Origin of the sequence: Amycolatopsis sulphurea (assembly GCF_002564045.1) — a bacterium.
In the GTDB taxonomy this organism is placed as follows: domain Bacteria; phylum Actinomycetota; class Actinomycetes; order Mycobacteriales; family Pseudonocardiaceae; genus Amycolatopsis; species Amycolatopsis sulphurea.
Map to the genome: position 1 here is coordinate 486,121 of NZ_PDJK01000002.1, position 15,333 is coordinate 501,453.

The window sequence follows — 15,333 nt, forward strand, 5'->3', positions numbered from 1 at the left end:
CACGCTCAAGCGGTCGTCTCAGCGAAACGTGCGGTCACGGATTCGCGGCCGCGTTTCGTCAATTCGCCGTGCAGGCGCAAGCGGGCCAAGCCGCCGTCCGGGTAGATGTCCAGGCGGGCCTCGGTGATCTCCGGACCCTCCGCCAGTGCGAAGCGGTGGCGGGTGTCCGGTTGCAGCCGCGTGCGGGGCAGCAACGGCGCCCACTCGCCGTCGTCGAGCCTGCCGCTCACCACGGCCCAGCCCGGGGCGTTGCCCTTGAGGTTGCTCGTGTCCAGTTCCGCGAACCGGACGAGGCCCGCGCCGGCCAGCGCCACCGTCACCCAGTCGTTGCCGTCGTCGCGGCGGCGGGCGGTTTCCCAGCCTTCCGCCTGGTGCGCGGCCAATCCGGGAGAGAACAGGTTGTTCGGCGAGGAGTAGAACCTGTTGCTGCAGCCGGTGACCCGGGCGCCGTTCTCCAGCGCGGCCAGGTCCAGCGACCGCGGATCCAGCAGGGCGGGATCGGGGACCGGGTCACCGTGCACGCGGAGCCGGGCCACGCCGCCGTCGGGATGCTGGGTGAGCCGCACGTGCGTGTAGCGGCGCGGGGAGGTGACCGGGAAGACGTTCTCCGCGTCCCCGGCCGCCGGCGCGTGGTCCACCAGAACCTCCCAGTCCGCGCCCCGCAGCTCTTCCGCGCTCGGATAACCGGGCACCGACACGGCCGCGACCGAGACGAACGGCGGGTAGTTTCCCTTGAAGAACGCGGTATCCACGATCACGCCGGAGAGCACCCCGCCGAGGCCGAGCCGCACGATCGCGTGGTCGTCGCCGGATGCGCGGCGCCGCCGGGTCTCCCAGCCGTCGTAGACCTGGCCTTTGGGACCGAAGGTCTCCGCCCGGTGCACCGGGCGCCACGGGTTGACCAGGTTCTCCTTCTCCGCGAACAGCTCGTCGGTGGCCCACATGACGGTCCCGCCGAACTGCCGTGACGCCAGGTCTGGCTGATCTGTCCACTCCGGACGGACGGGCAGGGGTTCCTCCATCGCTAGCAGTCTCCTCTCCTGAGCAGCCGCCCACGCGGCTCGCCGCCGGTCACCGGTTCCCCACGCAGCCAGGTGCCCCGCACGACCCCGGCCAGCGGGCGCTGGTCGTAGGCGCTCACCGGGTTGCGGTGCGCCAGCTTCGCGACGTCCACCACGAACGCCTCGTCCGGTGCGAACACGCAGAAATCCGCGTCACAGCCGGGTTCGAGGCGTCCTTTGCGCCGCATGCCCACCTGTGCCGCCGGGTTCTCGGACATCCAGGCGACCACATCGGACAGTGTGAAACCCCGTTGCCTGGCTTGGGTCCAGACCGCCGGAAGACCCAGCTGCAGACTGGAGATCCCACCCCAGGCGAGACCGAAGTCGCCGGTGTCGAACCGCTTCAGCTCCGGCGTACACGGCGAATGGTCGCTGACCACGGTTTCGATCACGCCGTCCGCGAGTCCCTTCCACAGCAGCTCCCGGTTTCCCGCCTCACGGATCGGTGGGCAGCACTTGAATTGCGTTGCCCCGTCACGGATCTCCTCGGCGACGAAGCTCAGGTAGTGTGGGCAGGTCTCCACCGACAGCGCCACACCGTCGCGTCGGGCACCGGCGATGAGCTGCAGAGCGTCCGAAGAGGACAGATGAAGGACGTGTGCCCGGGCACCCGTGCGCCGGGCCGCCTCGATGACGTGCGCGATGGCCAGATTCTCCGCGCCACGGGGACGGGAGGACAGGAAATCGGCGTACCGCTCGCCGCGCGGATCCGGCGCCGCGTCGATCGCTTCGGAATCCTCCGCGTGCACGATCAGCTGCGCGCCGAACGAGGCCAGCTCCCGCATCGCCGACTCCAGCCCGGCCGGGTCCAGCGGAGGGAATTCGTCGACCCCGGAATGCAGCAGGAAACACTTGAACCCGAACGCACCCTCGTCGTGCAACGCGCGCAGCGCGCCCTCGTTGCCTGGCACTGCACCGCCCCAGAACCCGACGTCGACGTGCACCCGGCCCTCGGCAGCCGCGCGCTTGACCGCCAGCGAGACCACGTCGACCGTCGGCGGCAAGCTGTTGAGGGGCATGTCCACGATGGTGGTGACGCCACCGGCGGCGGCCGCGCGAGTCGCCGTCTCGAACCCTTCCCACTCCGCCCGGCCCGGATCGTTGACGTGCACATGGGTGTCGACGAGCCCGGGCAGCAACACCTCGTCTTCGCCGAGTGCCATCACCCGCGTACCCGGCAGGTCCACGGATCCGGGCACCACTACGGCGATTCGGCCGTCTTCGACCCCGAGCGTCACCGGGCCTTCCCCGGCCGGAGTCACCGCCCGAGCGGCGCGTACCACGAGATCCATCGGCGGGCACACTCCTCACCCCGACACCGGTATTTCACGGTACGGAAAGGCTGTTTCGCCAAACGAGATTAGCGACGCCGTTCGCGGCTCGTCAACGCCGCCCGGCGCACGTTACGGTCAGTGGGTGCAGTTGGAAGCCGAATTCACCAGCGAGCCGTTCCACGGCGAAGGCGCTCCGCCGGAGCACGCCCTCCTGGCCCGCGCCGCGGCCGAGGAGGCCGGGCTGGAAACCGACTTCGGCCCGCTCGGCACCCTCGCCCGCGGCAGCGCGGACGAGCTGCTGGAGTCGCTGCCCGCGATCGCGCGGGCAGCGCTCGAAGGCGGCGCCACCCGGGTCACCCTGCAGCTTCGGCGCACCGGCGAAACCGAGCCCGGCCCGCCCGTCGAGCTGAACCGCGCGCTGTCCCGGCTGATCGCCGACGTGGAGCGGGAACTGGGCGCGAAGCTGGCCGAGCTGGACCGCCCCGGCAAGCAGCGCGCGGTGCGGCTGCTGCGCGAACGCGGCGCGTTCCACCTGCGGAAATCGGTGTCCGCGGTGGCCGAAGCGCTGGGCGTCACCCGCTTCACGGTCTACAACTATCTCAACCGGGAAGGCGACTGACCAGCCCGTTCAACAAACTGTTGACGAACGGCCAAGCCAGTCGTACGGTCGGCGGAACAGCCAGGTCCCCCCTGCCGCGAGGAGGTCCCCGTGCCGCTCGCACTCGCCGAGTTCAACTCCGCGGAAGCCGCCGACGTCCGGCCCGTGCTCGCTGCCTGCCTGGCCGCGCCACGCTGGGTCGAGACCGTGCTGAGCGGACGCCCGTACGCCGATCTCGCCGCCCTGCACGCGGCCGCGGACCTGCCACTACGCCGGGACGAGGTTCGCGCCGCCATCGCGACGCATCCCCGGATCGGGGAACCGCCCGGCGGCCACCGCGCCGAGGACGGCTGGTCGCGGGCAGACCAGTCCGAAGTGGACAATGCGGACGAGTTCGTCGCCGCCAACGTCGAGTACGAAGCCCGCTTCGGCCACGTCTTCCTGGTGCGCGCACAGGGCCGCAGCGGGGCCGAACTGCTGGCAAACCTCCGGAAGCGGCTGGGCAACGACCCGGAGTCCGAATTGGACGTCGCGGGCGCCGAGCTGACCGAGATTGCGCATCTGCGGCTGGCGAAAGCGGTGACGGCATGAGCCTGGTGACCACCCACGTCCTCGATACCGCGTCCGGAAAGCCGGCCGCCGGGATCGCCGTGCGGTTCGAGCAGGACGGCACTTTGCTCGCCGAAGGCGTCACCGATGCCGACGGCCGGATCCGCGACCTCGGCCCGGGCCGTCTCGAACCCGGCGTCTACCGGCTGGTCTTCGACACCGGCTCGTACCTGGGCCCGGAGGCGTTCTTCCCGGAGGTGACGATCGCCTTCCGGATCGCCGACGGCACTACGCACCACCACGTGCCGATGCTGCTGAGCCCGTTCGCCTACTCGGCCTATCGAGGGAGCTGACGTGGGAATCTCCTTGGGCCCCAACCAATACGGCAAGTCCGAAGTCCGGCTGGTCACGGTGCGCCGGGAAGGCGCGGTGCATCACCTGCGCGACCTCACCGTGTCCACCGCGTTGCGCGGCGACCTGACCGGCACGCACCTCACCGGCGACAACTCCGCGGTGCTGGCCACCGACACGCAGAAGAACACCGTGTACGCCTTCGCCAAGCAGCAGGACATCGGGGAGATCGAGGATTTCGCGCTACGGCTGGGCAGACGCTTCGTTCACACGCAGGAAAAGATCACCACCGCGCGGATCACCATCGCCGAGCACGGCTGGGACCGGATCCCGGTCGACGGCGTGCCGCACGACCACGCGTTCAGCCGCACCGGCGGGGAAACCCGCACGACCGCCGTGACGGTGCGGGAGAACCGGGCTTGGATCGTGTCCGGTGTGGACGGTCTGGTGGTGCTGAAGTCGACCGGCTCGGAGTTCCACGGCTTCCCCCAGGACGAATACACCACGCTGGCCGAGACCGACGACCGTATTCTGGCCACCGCCGTGACCGCGCGGTGGCGATACCAGGGCGAGGACGGGATCGACTGGGCCGGCAGCCACCACGAGATCCGGCGGACGATGCTGGAAACGTTCGCCACCAAGCACAGCCTGTCCTTGCAGCAGACCTTGTACTCGATGGGTGAGGCGGTACTGCGGGCCCGGCCGGACGTCGCCGAGGTCCGGCTTTCGCTGCCGAACAAGCATCACTTCCTCGTCGATCTGAGCCCGTTCGGCCTGGAGAACTCCGGCGAGGTGTACTACGCCGCCGACCGCCCGTACGGCCTGATCGAAGGCTCCGCGGTGCGCGACGAAGCCGAAGAGCCCGGCCCAGCCTGGACCGGCGCCGTGCTCTAGCCCGATCCTGGGAGAGCGATGTCCACGAAGGAACGACCTGCGCGACATCCCGTCGACGCGGCGCCCCCGTTGCCACAGCTCGTGCTCGGCGGAGTGCAGCACGTCGCGGCCATGTACGCCGGCGTGGTGGCCCCACCGCTGGTGATCGGCGCCGCGGTGGGCCTGTCTCCCGGACAGCTGGCGCTGCTGATCAGCGCCGCACTGTTCACCGCCGGTCTGGCCACGCTGCTGCAAACCCTCGGGATCTGGCGGTTCGGTGCCCGGCTGCCGCTGGTCAACGGCGTCACATTCGCCGCCGTGGCGCCGATTCTCGCCATCGCGGCGCAACACCGCTCCGGCAACGCACTGGGCATCGTCTTCGGCGCGACGCTCACCGGCGGCGTGTTCATGGTGCTGGCCGCGCCGTCTTCTCGAAGCTCACCCGGTTTTTCCCGCCGGTGGTGACCGGCACGGTGATCACGCTCATCGGGATCTCGCTGCTGCCGGTCGCCGTGCAGTGGATTTCCGCGCAGCGGCCCGCGGTCCGGCCCTCCGGGCTGCTGCTCGCCGGGGTCGCCCTGGCCGCGGTGCTGGTGTTCACCCGGTTCCTACGCGGATTCTGGAGCCGGATCGCCCTGCTGCTCGGGCTGGTCGCGGGCACGCTCGTGGCCTGGCCACTGGGTCAAGTCGACACGTCGACGCTACGGCAGGCGCCGGTGTTCGGCATCGCCTCGCCGTTCCACTTCGGCGCGCCCCGGTTCGAGGTCGCGGCCATCCTCTCGATGCTCGTCGTGATGCTGGTGACGATGGCCGAGAGCACCGCCGATCTGCTGGCGCTGGGCGAGATCGTGGACCGCCCGACGACCAGCCGCACGCTGGCCGACGGACTGCGCGCGGACGGGCTGTCCACCGCGGTCGGCACCATCTTCGGCGGCTTCGCCTGCACGGCGTTCGCGCAGAACATCGGCCTCGTTTCGCTGACCCGCATGTACAGCCGGTACGTCGTCGCGGCCGCCGGGGCGGTGCTCGTGCTGCTGGGCGCTTTCCCGATCGCAGGCGGGATCGTCGCGCTGGTCCCGCAACCCGTGCTCGGTGGGGCCGGGTTGGTGCTGTTCGGCAGCGTCGCGGTAAGTGGCGTGCGTACGCTGGCGAAGGCGTCGTTCGAGCACCCGGCGAACGCCGCGATCGTCGCCGCGTCGCTCGGCGTCGGGCTGATCCCGATCGTCGCGCCGGGCTTCTACTCGGGATTCCCCGCTTCACTGCAGGTGGTGCTCAACTCCGGCATCAGCGCCGGATGCGTGACCGCAGTGGTGCTGAACCTGGTGTTCGTGCCTCGATTGATAGAACGCTCTAGCGGCCACGAGCTATCCTCGGTGCCGTGACAGGGACGAAGGACCGCATCCTCGCCGCCGGCGCCGAACTGTTCCGGCAGGGCGGATACAGTGGCACGGGCGTGAAGCAGATCGTGGAGAAGGCCGGCGCGCCGTTCGGGTCGCTGTACCACTTCTTCCCCGGCGGCAAGGAGCAGCTGGGCGAGGAGGTCGTGCGGACCTCGGGCATGGCGTACATCCAGCTGTTCGATCTGTTCATCGCACCCGCGCCGGATCTGCTCACCGGCATCGAGACGTTCTTCGCCGCGGGCGTGACCACGTTGCTGGAAACCGACTACGTCGAAGGCTGCCCGATCGCCACGGTGGCACTGGAAGTCGCGACCACGAACGAGCCGCTCCGCAAAGCCACCGCGGACGTGTTCACGGCCTGGATCGAGGCGGGGACGGAGAAGTTCGCCCCCTTCGGACTGCCCCGGGATGCGGCGCGGACGTTGACCATCAGCCTGATCAACAGCCTGGAGGGCGCGTTCGTGCTGGCCCGGTCGATGCGTTCGGTCGAGCCGATGGCCGTTGCCGGTGCTTCGGTGGCTGATACTGCTCGGCGGCTGCTTGCGGAGCTGGGGCAGGATGGGGCCAGAGACTAATCCTTTGTCCAATGTGGACTTTTCTTGGGTTTTAGACTTCTTCCCTTGCCAGTTATCGGTTTTCGATTGTCCATAGTGGATTTTGAGTAGCTTCACCTGATCGTGCGACATCGAACGGGTGTGCGATTCCGGTAGGCTGGTGGAGTGTTCGAGACCTTGTCCTCCGCCGCCCCGGATCGGGAGTTGTGGCAGCTCACCGCAGGGGAAGCCGCTTCCCTGCTGCGGGAGGAGCTGGCGGCGTTGTGGCGGCAGGAGTCGCGGGTGTGCCAGGTGATCGCGCACCTGGACGGCGGTGGTGGCGCGCAGGAGCTGGGCTATTCGTCGACGGCGGCGCTGGTGGCCGAGCTGGCGCGGACATCCCCTGCCGCGGTACGGAAGCTGGTGGCGCGGGCACTCGCCACCAATCCCGGCCACGGTCTGGACGGCGCGGAGATTCCCGCTGCGGCACCGCTGACCGGTCAGGCGGTCGCGGAGGGCACGCTCTCCCCCGCCCAGGCCGACGCGATCGTATCCGTGCTGCACGCGATCCCGGCCACCGTGAGCGCCGCGGACCGGGACCGCACGGAACACACGCTGGTCGAGCTGGCCCGCACCGCGGGGGTGGCCGAGATCGCCGTCGCCGGCCGTCGCGCTCTCGACCTGCTCGACCCGGATGGCACGCCCCCTCGCGATACCCCCGTGCCCGAGCGCGCCCTGCGGCTACGCACCCGCCGAGATGGGACGGTGGTGTTCGATGGTCACCTTGATCCGGTATCCGGAGCGTCGACCCTTGCCCTGCTGGAACCCCTCGCCGCGCCCCACACCGACTCCCGCACCGATGGCCCTGCCGACCACCCTGCCCTTGGCTCTGCCGACGGCTCTGCCGACGGCCCTGGCGGTGAACAGCCGGCGCGAAGCCGTGCCGAGCGATACGGGGACGCGCTCATGGAGATCATCGCCCTCGCCGCCGGCCACCCCGACGCCCCCAACCACAGTGGTGGCCGAGCCGACCTCGTCGTCACCATCCCGCTGGACACGCTCCGCACCGGACTCGGCCACGCCCACCTGGACCTCGCCACCCCACTCACCGCCGCCGAAGCCCGAACCCTCGCCTGCGACTGCCGCCTCATCCCCGCCGTCCTGGGCTCCCCCGGCCAGCCCCTCGACGTCGGCCGCGCGAAACGACTCGTCACCGACCCCATCCGCACCGCCCTCACCCTCCGCGACCGCGGCTGCACCTTCCCCAGCTGCACCCGCCCACCACGCCACTGCGATGCCCACCACATCGTCGAATGGTGGAACGGCGGCCCCACCTCCCTCGACAACCTCACCCTGCTCTGCAAACACCACCACCGCCTCCTCCACCGCAGCGGCTGGACCCTCCACATCACCCACGACCGCCCCCAGTTCACCCCACCCCACTACCTCGACCCCAACGAAAACCCCGAACCAACACCCACCACACCGCCCAACCCCGCGCCGCCTGACCACCCGCCCCGCCCGGTCGGCGGACCACAACTCCGTCCTCGCCACCAGCGGCACCGTCCAGCGGCACCGTCCAGCGGCACCGTCCAGCGGCACCGTCCAGCGGCACCGTCCAGCGGCACCGTCCAGCGGCACCGTCCAGCGGCACCGTCCAGCGGCACCGTCCAGCGGCACCGTCCAGCGGCACCGTCCAGCGGCACCGTCCAGCGGCACCGTCCAGCGGCACCGTCCAGCGGCACCGTCCAGCGGCACCGTCCAGCGGCACCGTCCAGCGGCACCGTCCAGCGGCACCGTCCAGCCCCTAGACGGGGCGGACTGAGGCCGAGAGCAGCCAGACACCGGCCCCCCAAACCGGCCTCACCCAGCCCCGGGCAGACCGGACCCGTCGGCCACCACCCACGGCCCGACCGCCACTCCGCGAACGGCAGCCACCCCACGGCACTCGGCCAGTCCGCGCGCCTAAAGCACCGGCCGCCCCGAGCTGTCCGGTCCATCGCTCACCCGAGCAGCGGGCACCACCGGGCGTTCCGGCAACCCTAGGTGCGCCGGGAATACCGGGCTGCCACCATCACCGGGCATTCCAGCAACGCCAGGGATTCCAGCCACACCACGCCAGCCCGGCTCAGCACGCCTGGCTCCACACCACACCAGCTCAGCACCAGGCCCGACCCCACACCAGTTCAGCACGGCGGGCCCGGTCCGGCAGGCCCGACCCGACCAGGCCCGGCCCAGCCCGACCAGGCCCAGCCCCACAGCAGACCAGCCTCAGGTCCCGGTGAGATGTTCCGGCCGGACCGGGACGCGGCTCAGCGCGAGTCCGGTCGCGGCGCGGATGGCGGCGACGATGGCGGGGGTCGAGGAGATCGTGGGGGGTTCGCCGACGCCGCGGAGGCCGTAGGGGGCGTGCGGGTCCGGGCGTTCCAGGACGTCGATCGACATCGGGGGCATGTCCAGCACGGTGGGGATCAGGTAATCGGTGAACGACGGGTTGCGGACCTGGCCGTCCACCACCTGGATCTCCTCCATCACCGCGAGGCCCAGGCCCTGGGCGGAACCGCCCTGGATCTGCCCGACGACGGCCTGGGGGTTCATGGCCTTGCCGACATCTTGGGCACAGTCCAGCTGCACTACCTTGACCAGGCCCAGCTCCACATCCACATCGACCACGGCGCGGTGGGCCGCGAAGCCGTACTGCACATGGGCATCGCCCTGGCCGGTTTCCGGGTCCAGTGCGGTGGTCGGGCGGTGGCGCCATTCCCGGGTTTCGTCGAACTGCTCGTCGGCCAGGGCGGAAACCAGGTCGGCGACGACCTCTCCGCCGGCGGAGAGCAGTTTGCCGCCGGCGAAACGGGTTTGCGGCTCCAGCGCGGCATGCGCCAGCAGCCGGGTCCGGACGGCGGCGCAGGCCGAGCGCACCGCGCCTCCGGTGACGTAGGTCTGCCGGGACGCGGAGCTGGATCCGCTGTTGCCGATCGACGTGTCCATCGGCAGCACGGTCACCTGCTCCACGCCCAGCTCGGTCCGCACGATCTGCTGCAGCACGGTGACCAGCCCCTGCCCGACCTCGCAGGCAGCGGTCTGCACCGTGGCCGCCGGTTCGCCGCCGACGACCTGCAGCCGGACGCGGGCCGTCGAGTAGTCGTCGAAGCCTTCGGAGAAACAGATGTTCTTGATGCCGACGGCGTAACCGACCCCGCGCACGAGGCCCTCACCGTGCGTAGTGTTGGACACGCCGCCGGGCAGGTTCCGGAGGTCACTGCCGCGCTCGGCGGGCAACGGCTTGTCCCGCACGCGTTCGAGCAGTTCGGCCACCGGCGCCGCGGAGTCCACGACCTGACCGGTCGGCATGACCGAACCCTCGCGCATGGCGTTGCGCATGCGGACTTCCACCGGGTCGATACCGCAGGCCGCGGCGAGCCTGTCCATTTGGGACTCGTAGCCGAACGCCGCCTGCACCGCGCCGAACCCACGCATCGCGCCGCACGGCGGATTGTTCGTGTACGTGCCCCAGCAGTCCACCGACACGTTGTCCACTGTGTACGGTCCCACGCCGAGCGTCGCGGCGTTCGCCACGACAGCGCCGGTGGACGAGGCGTACGCACCACCGTCAAGGAAGATCCGCGCCCGGACGTACACCAGGCGGCCGTCCCTCGTGGCACCGTGCTCGTAGTACATCTTCGCCGGATGCCGGTGCACGTGACCGTAGAAGGACTCTTCGCGGTTGTAGACCATCTTCACTGGCTTGCCGGTATGCAAGGCCAGCAGGCACGCGTGCACCTGCATCGACAGATCCTCCCGGCCGCCGAACGCACCGCCGACGCCACTGAGGGTGAGCCGCACCTTCTCCACCGGAAGCCCGAGCGCCGCAACGATCTGCTGCTGGTCGACGTGCAACCACTGCGTCGCCACGTACAGGTCCACGCCGCCTTCGGTGTCCGGCACGGCAAGCCCGGATTCCGGGCCGAGAAAGGCCTGATCCTGCATACCGACCTCGTACACGCCGGACACCACTACATCGGCCGGAATCTCGGCCGCGCCACGGCGAATCGGTACGTGCCGCACGACGTTGCCGCCCGGATGCAGCTCGGCGCCCACCCCCGCGACCGCGGCTTCGGAATCGGTGACCGGGGTCAGTTCCTCGTACCGCACCTCGATTCGTTTCATTGCCCGCCGCGCGGTCTCCGGATGGTCAGCGGCCACGAGCGCAACCGGTTCCCCTTGGTAGCGCACGACTTCGTCGGCGAGCACCGGCTGGTCGGCGTGTTCCAGGCCGTACCGGTTCAGGCCCGGCACGTCCTCGTGCGTCAGCACCGCGTAAACCCCCGGCACCCGCAATGCCTCAGTGAGGTCGATGCCGCAGATCCGCGCATACGGGTGCGGGCTGCGCAACGTGACGCCCCACAGCATGTCCTCGTGCCACAGATCCGAGGCGTACGCGAACTCGCCACGCACCTTCACCGTGCCGTCCGGCCGGGCCGCGTTCGCGCCGATGCCGTTCGCGCTGCTGGTCGCCTGTTCCGTCGTGGTCATCGGTCCTCCCGCAACCGCATGCTCGCCGCCGTCAGCTCGCGGGCCAGTACGGACTCGTCCGCCAGCTTCAGACGGCCCCGCTCCACCACCGTCTTCCCACCGACGAAAACCCGCGACAACGGTGGCGTGGCGGCCAAGACGAGTGCTGCCACCGGGTCGTCGATGCCCGCATAGTTCAGGCCGGACAGGTCCCACACCGCCAGATCCGCCAGTTTGCCGGGCTCCAGCGAACCCAGTTCGCCCTCCCGGCCGAGGCAGCGCGCGCCGCCCATGGTGCCGAGCCACAACGCTTCCCGGGTCGTCAGCGCGGTCGGCCCGCCGCGCTGACGCGCCTGCAGCAACGCCTGGTGCAGCTCTTCGCCGAGCCCGCCGGACTCATTGGACGCCGCCCCGTCGACGCCCAGGCCGACCGGTGCGCCCGCGTCGAGCAGGTCGCGTACGGGCGCGATCCCGGTGCCCAGCCGTCCGTTCGACGTCGGGCAGTGCGCGGAGCCCGTGCCGGTGGCACCGAAGCGGCGGATCGCGTCCGGGGCGAGGTGCACGGTGTGCGCCAGCCACACGTCCGTACCGAGCCAGCCGAGCAGGTCCGCGTACTCGGCCGGGGTGCGCCCGGTTTCGGCCAGGCACTGCCGCTGCTCGTCGAGCGTCTCGGCGAGATGGGTGTGCAGCCGGACGCCCTTGCGCCGGGCCAGATCCGCGGCACCGGTCATCAGCTTTTCGGTGACGCTGAACGGCGAGCACGGACCGACCGCGATCCGCAGATGCGCACCGGGATCGGGGTCATGGAAACGATCGATCGCCGCTTCCGTGCCGAGCAGGGCGTCCTCGGTGCTCTCCACCAGCCGGTCGGGTGGCAGACCGCCGTCGGACTCGCCGCGGTCCATCGAACCGCGGACCAGATGCAGCCGCACGCCGATCCGCGCTCGCGCGGCGGCGAGCGCGGCCACCTGATCCCCGCCGCCAGAGGGGAACACGTAATGGTGGTCGGCCACCGTCGTGCAGCCGGTCCGCGCGAGGCGAGCCATCCCCGCGCTGGCCGCGGCGTGCGTGATCTCCGCGTCGAGCCGGCCCCACACCGGGTACAGCGCGACCAGCCACTCGAAGAGGGTGTGGTCGGCCGCGAGGCCCCGGGTTGCCCACTGGTACAGGTGATGGTGGGTGTTCACCAGGCCCGGGGTGACGAGGCAGCCGCCGGCATCCACGCGCTCGTCGGCTTCGCCGCGGAACGCTCCCCCGCCTACGCCGGAAATGCGGTCGCCGTCGATCAGAACGTAGCCGTTGCGGTACTCCGGGCCGCTGACCGTGGCGATCGCGGCGTTCTCCACGACCGTCCTCATGCGACACCGCCCTTGGCCGCAAGGCGGACCGCGTCCAGGATCTTCTCGTATCCGGTGCACCGGCACAGATTCCCGGCCAACGCCTCCCGGATCTCCACGTCGCTCGGCTCGGCCACCCGGCGGAGCAGGTCATGCGCGGCGACCACGAGACCGGGCGTGCAGAATCCGCACTGCACCGCCCCGGCATCCACAAAGGACTGCTGTACCGGATCGAGCCGGTCCCCGTCGGCGAGGCCCTCCACGGTGCGGACCGCCCGGCCCTCCACCTGCCCGGCCGCGACCAGGCAGGAACACACCGGCACCTCGTCCAGATACACCGTGCACGAACCGCATTCGCCCTGCTCGCACGCGTTCTTCGAGCCGGGCAGCCCCAGCCGTTCGCGCAATACGTACAGCAGGCTCTCGCCTTCCCACACGTCGTCCGCCTGCCGCGGCTCACCATTCACCGTCACGTTCACGCGCATGAGAACTCCCTCCAGGCCCACGTCAGCGTTCGTCGCGCCAGCACCGACAACGCATGCCGCCGATACCCCGCACTCCCCCGCACGTCGTCGATCGGCGCCGCGGCGGCGGCGACCAGCTCGCCGAACCGGCGCACCAGGGCGTCTCCCAGCGGCGCCGGCCGATCCCACGGCAGCTCCCCCGCCGCGAACTCCTCCGCCGCCCGCACCCGTCGCGGCGTCGGCGCCGCCGAACCGATCCCCGTGCCCACCCGACGCTGATCCGGCCGCAGCACCAAGGCGAACGAACACACCGCGATCACCATCGCGTTCCGCGTCCCCACCTTGCTGAACTGCTGCGGCCCGGCGTCCGCGGGCAGGTGCACCGCCGTGATCAGCTCACCGGGCTCCAGCGCGTTCCGCTTGACCCCCACGTAGAACTCCTCCGCCGGGATGACGCGCGTGCCGCGAACGGAGGCGACCTCCACCGCACCGTCGAGCGCCAGCAGCACCGGATGCACGTCCCCGGCCGGAGAAGCCGCCCCGAGGTTGCCCCCGACCGTGCCCCGGTTGCGGATCTGCGGCGAACCCACGGTCCGCGCCGCTATCGCCAGCCCCGGTACCCGCGCCCCCAGCTCCGTGATGATCCGCGCGTAGGGCATCGTGGCGCCGAGCCGCACCCGGCCGTCCGAAATGGACCATCCGGCCAGCTCGGGCACCCGGGTCAGATCGAGCAGCGCGGCCGGGCGCCGCTGGTCGAAGTTCAGCTCGACCAGCACGTCCGTACCGCCGGCCAGGGGTACGGCGGCCGGCATCCGGGCCAGCTCGGCGAGCGCTTCGCCGAGCGATTCGGGCCGCAGGAACTCCACGCTGGGCTCCTCTTCTCCAGGGAAGCAACCAGTACACGCCGAACGCCCGCCGCCCGGCAACGGCGGCACGCCATGAAAGCCGCGGCAGCGCGGGACCACCCGTTTGTGCTTTCCTACAAGTCTGATGACGACCGTGCGAACCCTGCTGGACCTGCCCGGCCTGCGGCGGCACCCCGGCAGCCCGGACGAGCTGCTCGACCGGGCGGTGACCAGGCTCTACGCGACCGAGCTGCGCGACCCCGGCCGCTACCTCGGCGCGGGCGAGCTGGTCCTGTCCGGGTTGCTGTGGTGGCGGGCGCCGGGCGATGCGGAACCGTTCGTGGCCGCGCTCGCCGCGTCCGGAGCCGCCGCGCTGGCCGCCTCCGGCGCCGATTCGGACGGGATCCCGGACGACGTCGTCACCGCCTGTGCCCGGCACCGCATCGCGCTCCTGGAAGTACCGCCTGAGCTGTCCTTCGCGGTCGTCACCGAACGGGTCGTGCTGGCCCTCGCGGCCACCGCGGACGAGGCACGCAAACGTTTGCTGACCGCCGCCGCCGAAGGCACGCCGGTGTCCGGCCTGCTCGATCGCGCCGCCGCAGAGCTGGGCACGCCGTGCTGGGTGCTTTCCGCGGTGCCACGGGTCGTCGCCGGGACGGACGCGCTGCCGATCGACCCGGCCGAGGCGGTCCGCCGGTTCAGCGCCGCCCACCGCCGTCCGACCGCGGCGGGCGGGCTCACCGTGCTCCCGGTGGAAGGCAGGCAGTCCGTGCCGTGGCTGCTGGCCGTGGCCGGTCCGCTGAGCGGCGCACACGCCGAACTGGCCGAAGAACTGGCCGGGCTGATCAGCCTCGCCAGGCAAGCACCCGAGCCCGCCACGATCGGCGACGGCCCGGTCCGGGCGATCGCCCTGCGCACGGAGGGTTCCGGCGAGGCCGCCGAGGTACTGGCCGAACTCCTCGCCCCCGCGCCGTTCGCCGTCACCCCGGGCGCCGAGGGCGAGGCGTTCGCGCTGGTGCCCGGCGCACACTGGCCCGAAGACTGGGCGGAAACGGCCACCGCCGCACTGTCCACAGTGGAGCCTCTACTGCACGCTTCCCGCCTGGCGGCCGGATTCGCCGACGCGGTCCCCGCCGCGGAAGCGGAGGGGGCACGGGAAGTCGCCCGGCAGGCGCTCATTCTCGCCGCCGCCCGTCCCGGCCCGATCGCCGTCGTGCCGGCCGACGAGGTGGGCGTGCACCAGCTTCTGCTCGCCGGAGCGTCGCCGGACCTGCGCCGCGCGGTACGCCGACGCCGGCTCGGGCCGCTCCTGGACTACGACGCCGAACAGCACTCGAACCTGGTGCACACGGTCCGGGTCTACCTGGAGTGCTCCGGCTCGCCGACCCGGGCCGCGAAAGTACTGCACATCCACGTGAACACGCTGCGCTACCGCATCGGCCGGGCCGCCGAACTGCTCGGCGCGGACCTGACCGACTTCGCCACCCAGGTCGACGTCTATCTCGCGCTGACCGCCGAATAGGTGCGGCTCAT

At 71.0% G+C, this 15,333-nt stretch carries 13 protein-coding genes and 1 pseudogene; 8 read left to right on the plus strand and 6 right to left on the minus strand.

What is annotated here, in order from left to right:
* Nucleotides 1–5: 5 nt before the first annotated feature.
* Nucleotides 6–1,022, minus strand: coding sequence for an allantoicase (alc, locus tag ATK36_RS08275; RefSeq protein ID WP_098510733.1), 1,017 nt, complete (start codon nt 1,020–1,022; stop codon nt 6–8).
* 2 nt (nt 1,023–1,024) lie between these two features.
* On the minus strand, nt 1,025–2,353 hold the full coding sequence (gene allB, locus ATK36_RS08280) for an allantoinase AllB (protein ID WP_098510734.1): 1,329 nt from the start codon (nt 2,351–2,353) through the stop codon (nt 1,025–1,027).
* 124 nt (nt 2,354–2,477) lie between these two features.
* Here allB and ATK36_RS08285 point away from each other — a divergent pair, with 124 nt between their 5' ends.
* The 7 genes and pseudogenes from ATK36_RS08285 (at nt 2,478) to ATK36_RS08315 (ending at nt 8,685) form a co-directional block, all read left to right on the plus strand.
* Complete coding sequence (locus ATK36_RS08285) at nt 2,478–2,954, plus strand: helix-turn-helix domain-containing protein (protein ID WP_098510735.1); 477 nt, start codon at nt 2,478–2,480, stop codon at nt 2,952–2,954.
* Between the two features lie 90 nt (nt 2,955–3,044).
* On the plus strand, nt 3,045–3,524 hold the full coding sequence (gene uraD / locus ATK36_RS08290; RefSeq protein ID WP_098510736.1) for a 2-oxo-4-hydroxy-4-carboxy-5-ureidoimidazoline decarboxylase: 480 nt from the start codon (nt 3,045–3,047) through the stop codon (nt 3,522–3,524).
* A complete protein-coding gene (uraH, locus tag ATK36_RS08295; protein WP_098510737.1) occupies nt 3,521–3,835 on the plus strand; it encodes a hydroxyisourate hydrolase in 315 nt (104 codons plus the stop codon). Before uraD ends, uraH begins: the two co-directional genes overlap by 4 nt.
* A 1-nt stretch (nt 3,836) precedes the next feature.
* Nucleotides 3,837–4,727: a factor-independent urate hydroxylase gene (pucL, locus tag ATK36_RS08300; RefSeq protein ID WP_098510738.1), complete on the plus strand. Its 891-nt coding sequence runs from the start codon at nt 3,837–3,839 to the stop codon at nt 4,725–4,727.
* An 18-nt stretch (nt 4,728–4,745) separates the two neighbouring features.
* Nucleotides 4,746–6,088: pseudogene (locus ATK36_RS08305) on the plus strand (nucleobase:cation symporter-2 family protein).
* Entirely contained in the window at nt 6,085–6,681 is a 597-nt protein-coding gene (locus tag ATK36_RS08310) for a TetR/AcrR family transcriptional regulator (protein WP_170069661.1), read from the plus strand. The pseudogene ATK36_RS08305 and the gene ATK36_RS08310 overlap by 4 nt, the downstream one beginning before the upstream one ends.
* A 144-nt stretch (nt 6,682–6,825) precedes the next feature.
* On the plus strand, nt 6,826–8,685 hold the full coding sequence (locus ATK36_RS08315) for an HNH endonuclease signature motif containing protein (RefSeq protein WP_098510739.1): 1,860 nt from the start codon (nt 6,826–6,828) through the stop codon (nt 8,683–8,685).
* Between the two features lie 225 nt (nt 8,686–8,910).
* Here ATK36_RS08315 and pucD read toward each other — a convergent pair whose 3' ends face one another.
* The 4 genes from pucD to ATK36_RS08335 are packed head-to-tail and all read right to left on the minus strand — an operon-like array spanning nt 8,911 to nt 13,821.
* Nucleotides 8,911–11,175 carry a xanthine dehydrogenase subunit D gene (gene pucD, locus ATK36_RS08320; protein ID WP_098510740.1) on the minus strand — a complete coding sequence of 755 codons (2,265 nt, stop codon included), beginning with the start codon at nt 11,173–11,175 and terminating at the stop codon, nt 8,911–8,913.
* Nucleotides 11,172–12,512 (minus strand): 8-oxoguanine deaminase, encoded by a 1,341-nt coding sequence (locus ATK36_RS08325; RefSeq protein ID WP_098510741.1) that lies wholly within the window; start codon nt 12,510–12,512, stop codon nt 11,172–11,174. The genes pucD and ATK36_RS08325 overlap by 4 nt, the downstream gene beginning before the upstream one ends.
* On the minus strand, nt 12,509–12,976 hold the full coding sequence (locus ATK36_RS08330; RefSeq protein WP_098510742.1) for a (2Fe-2S)-binding protein: 468 nt from the start codon (nt 12,974–12,976) through the stop codon (nt 12,509–12,511). Before ATK36_RS08330 ends, ATK36_RS08325 begins: the two co-directional genes overlap by 4 nt.
* Nucleotides 12,967–13,821 carry an FAD binding domain-containing protein gene (locus ATK36_RS08335; RefSeq protein WP_098510743.1) on the minus strand — a complete coding sequence of 285 codons (855 nt, stop codon included), beginning with the start codon at nt 13,819–13,821 and terminating at the stop codon, nt 12,967–12,969. Before ATK36_RS08335 ends, ATK36_RS08330 begins: the two co-directional genes overlap by 10 nt.
* 124 nt (nt 13,822–13,945) lie before the next feature.
* Between ATK36_RS08335 and ATK36_RS08340 the strand changes: the two genes are divergently transcribed.
* Nucleotides 13,946–15,322 (plus strand): helix-turn-helix domain-containing protein, encoded by a 1,377-nt coding sequence (locus ATK36_RS08340; RefSeq protein ID WP_098510744.1) that lies wholly within the window; start codon nt 13,946–13,948, stop codon nt 15,320–15,322.
* Nucleotides 15,323–15,333 lie beyond the last annotated feature (11 nt).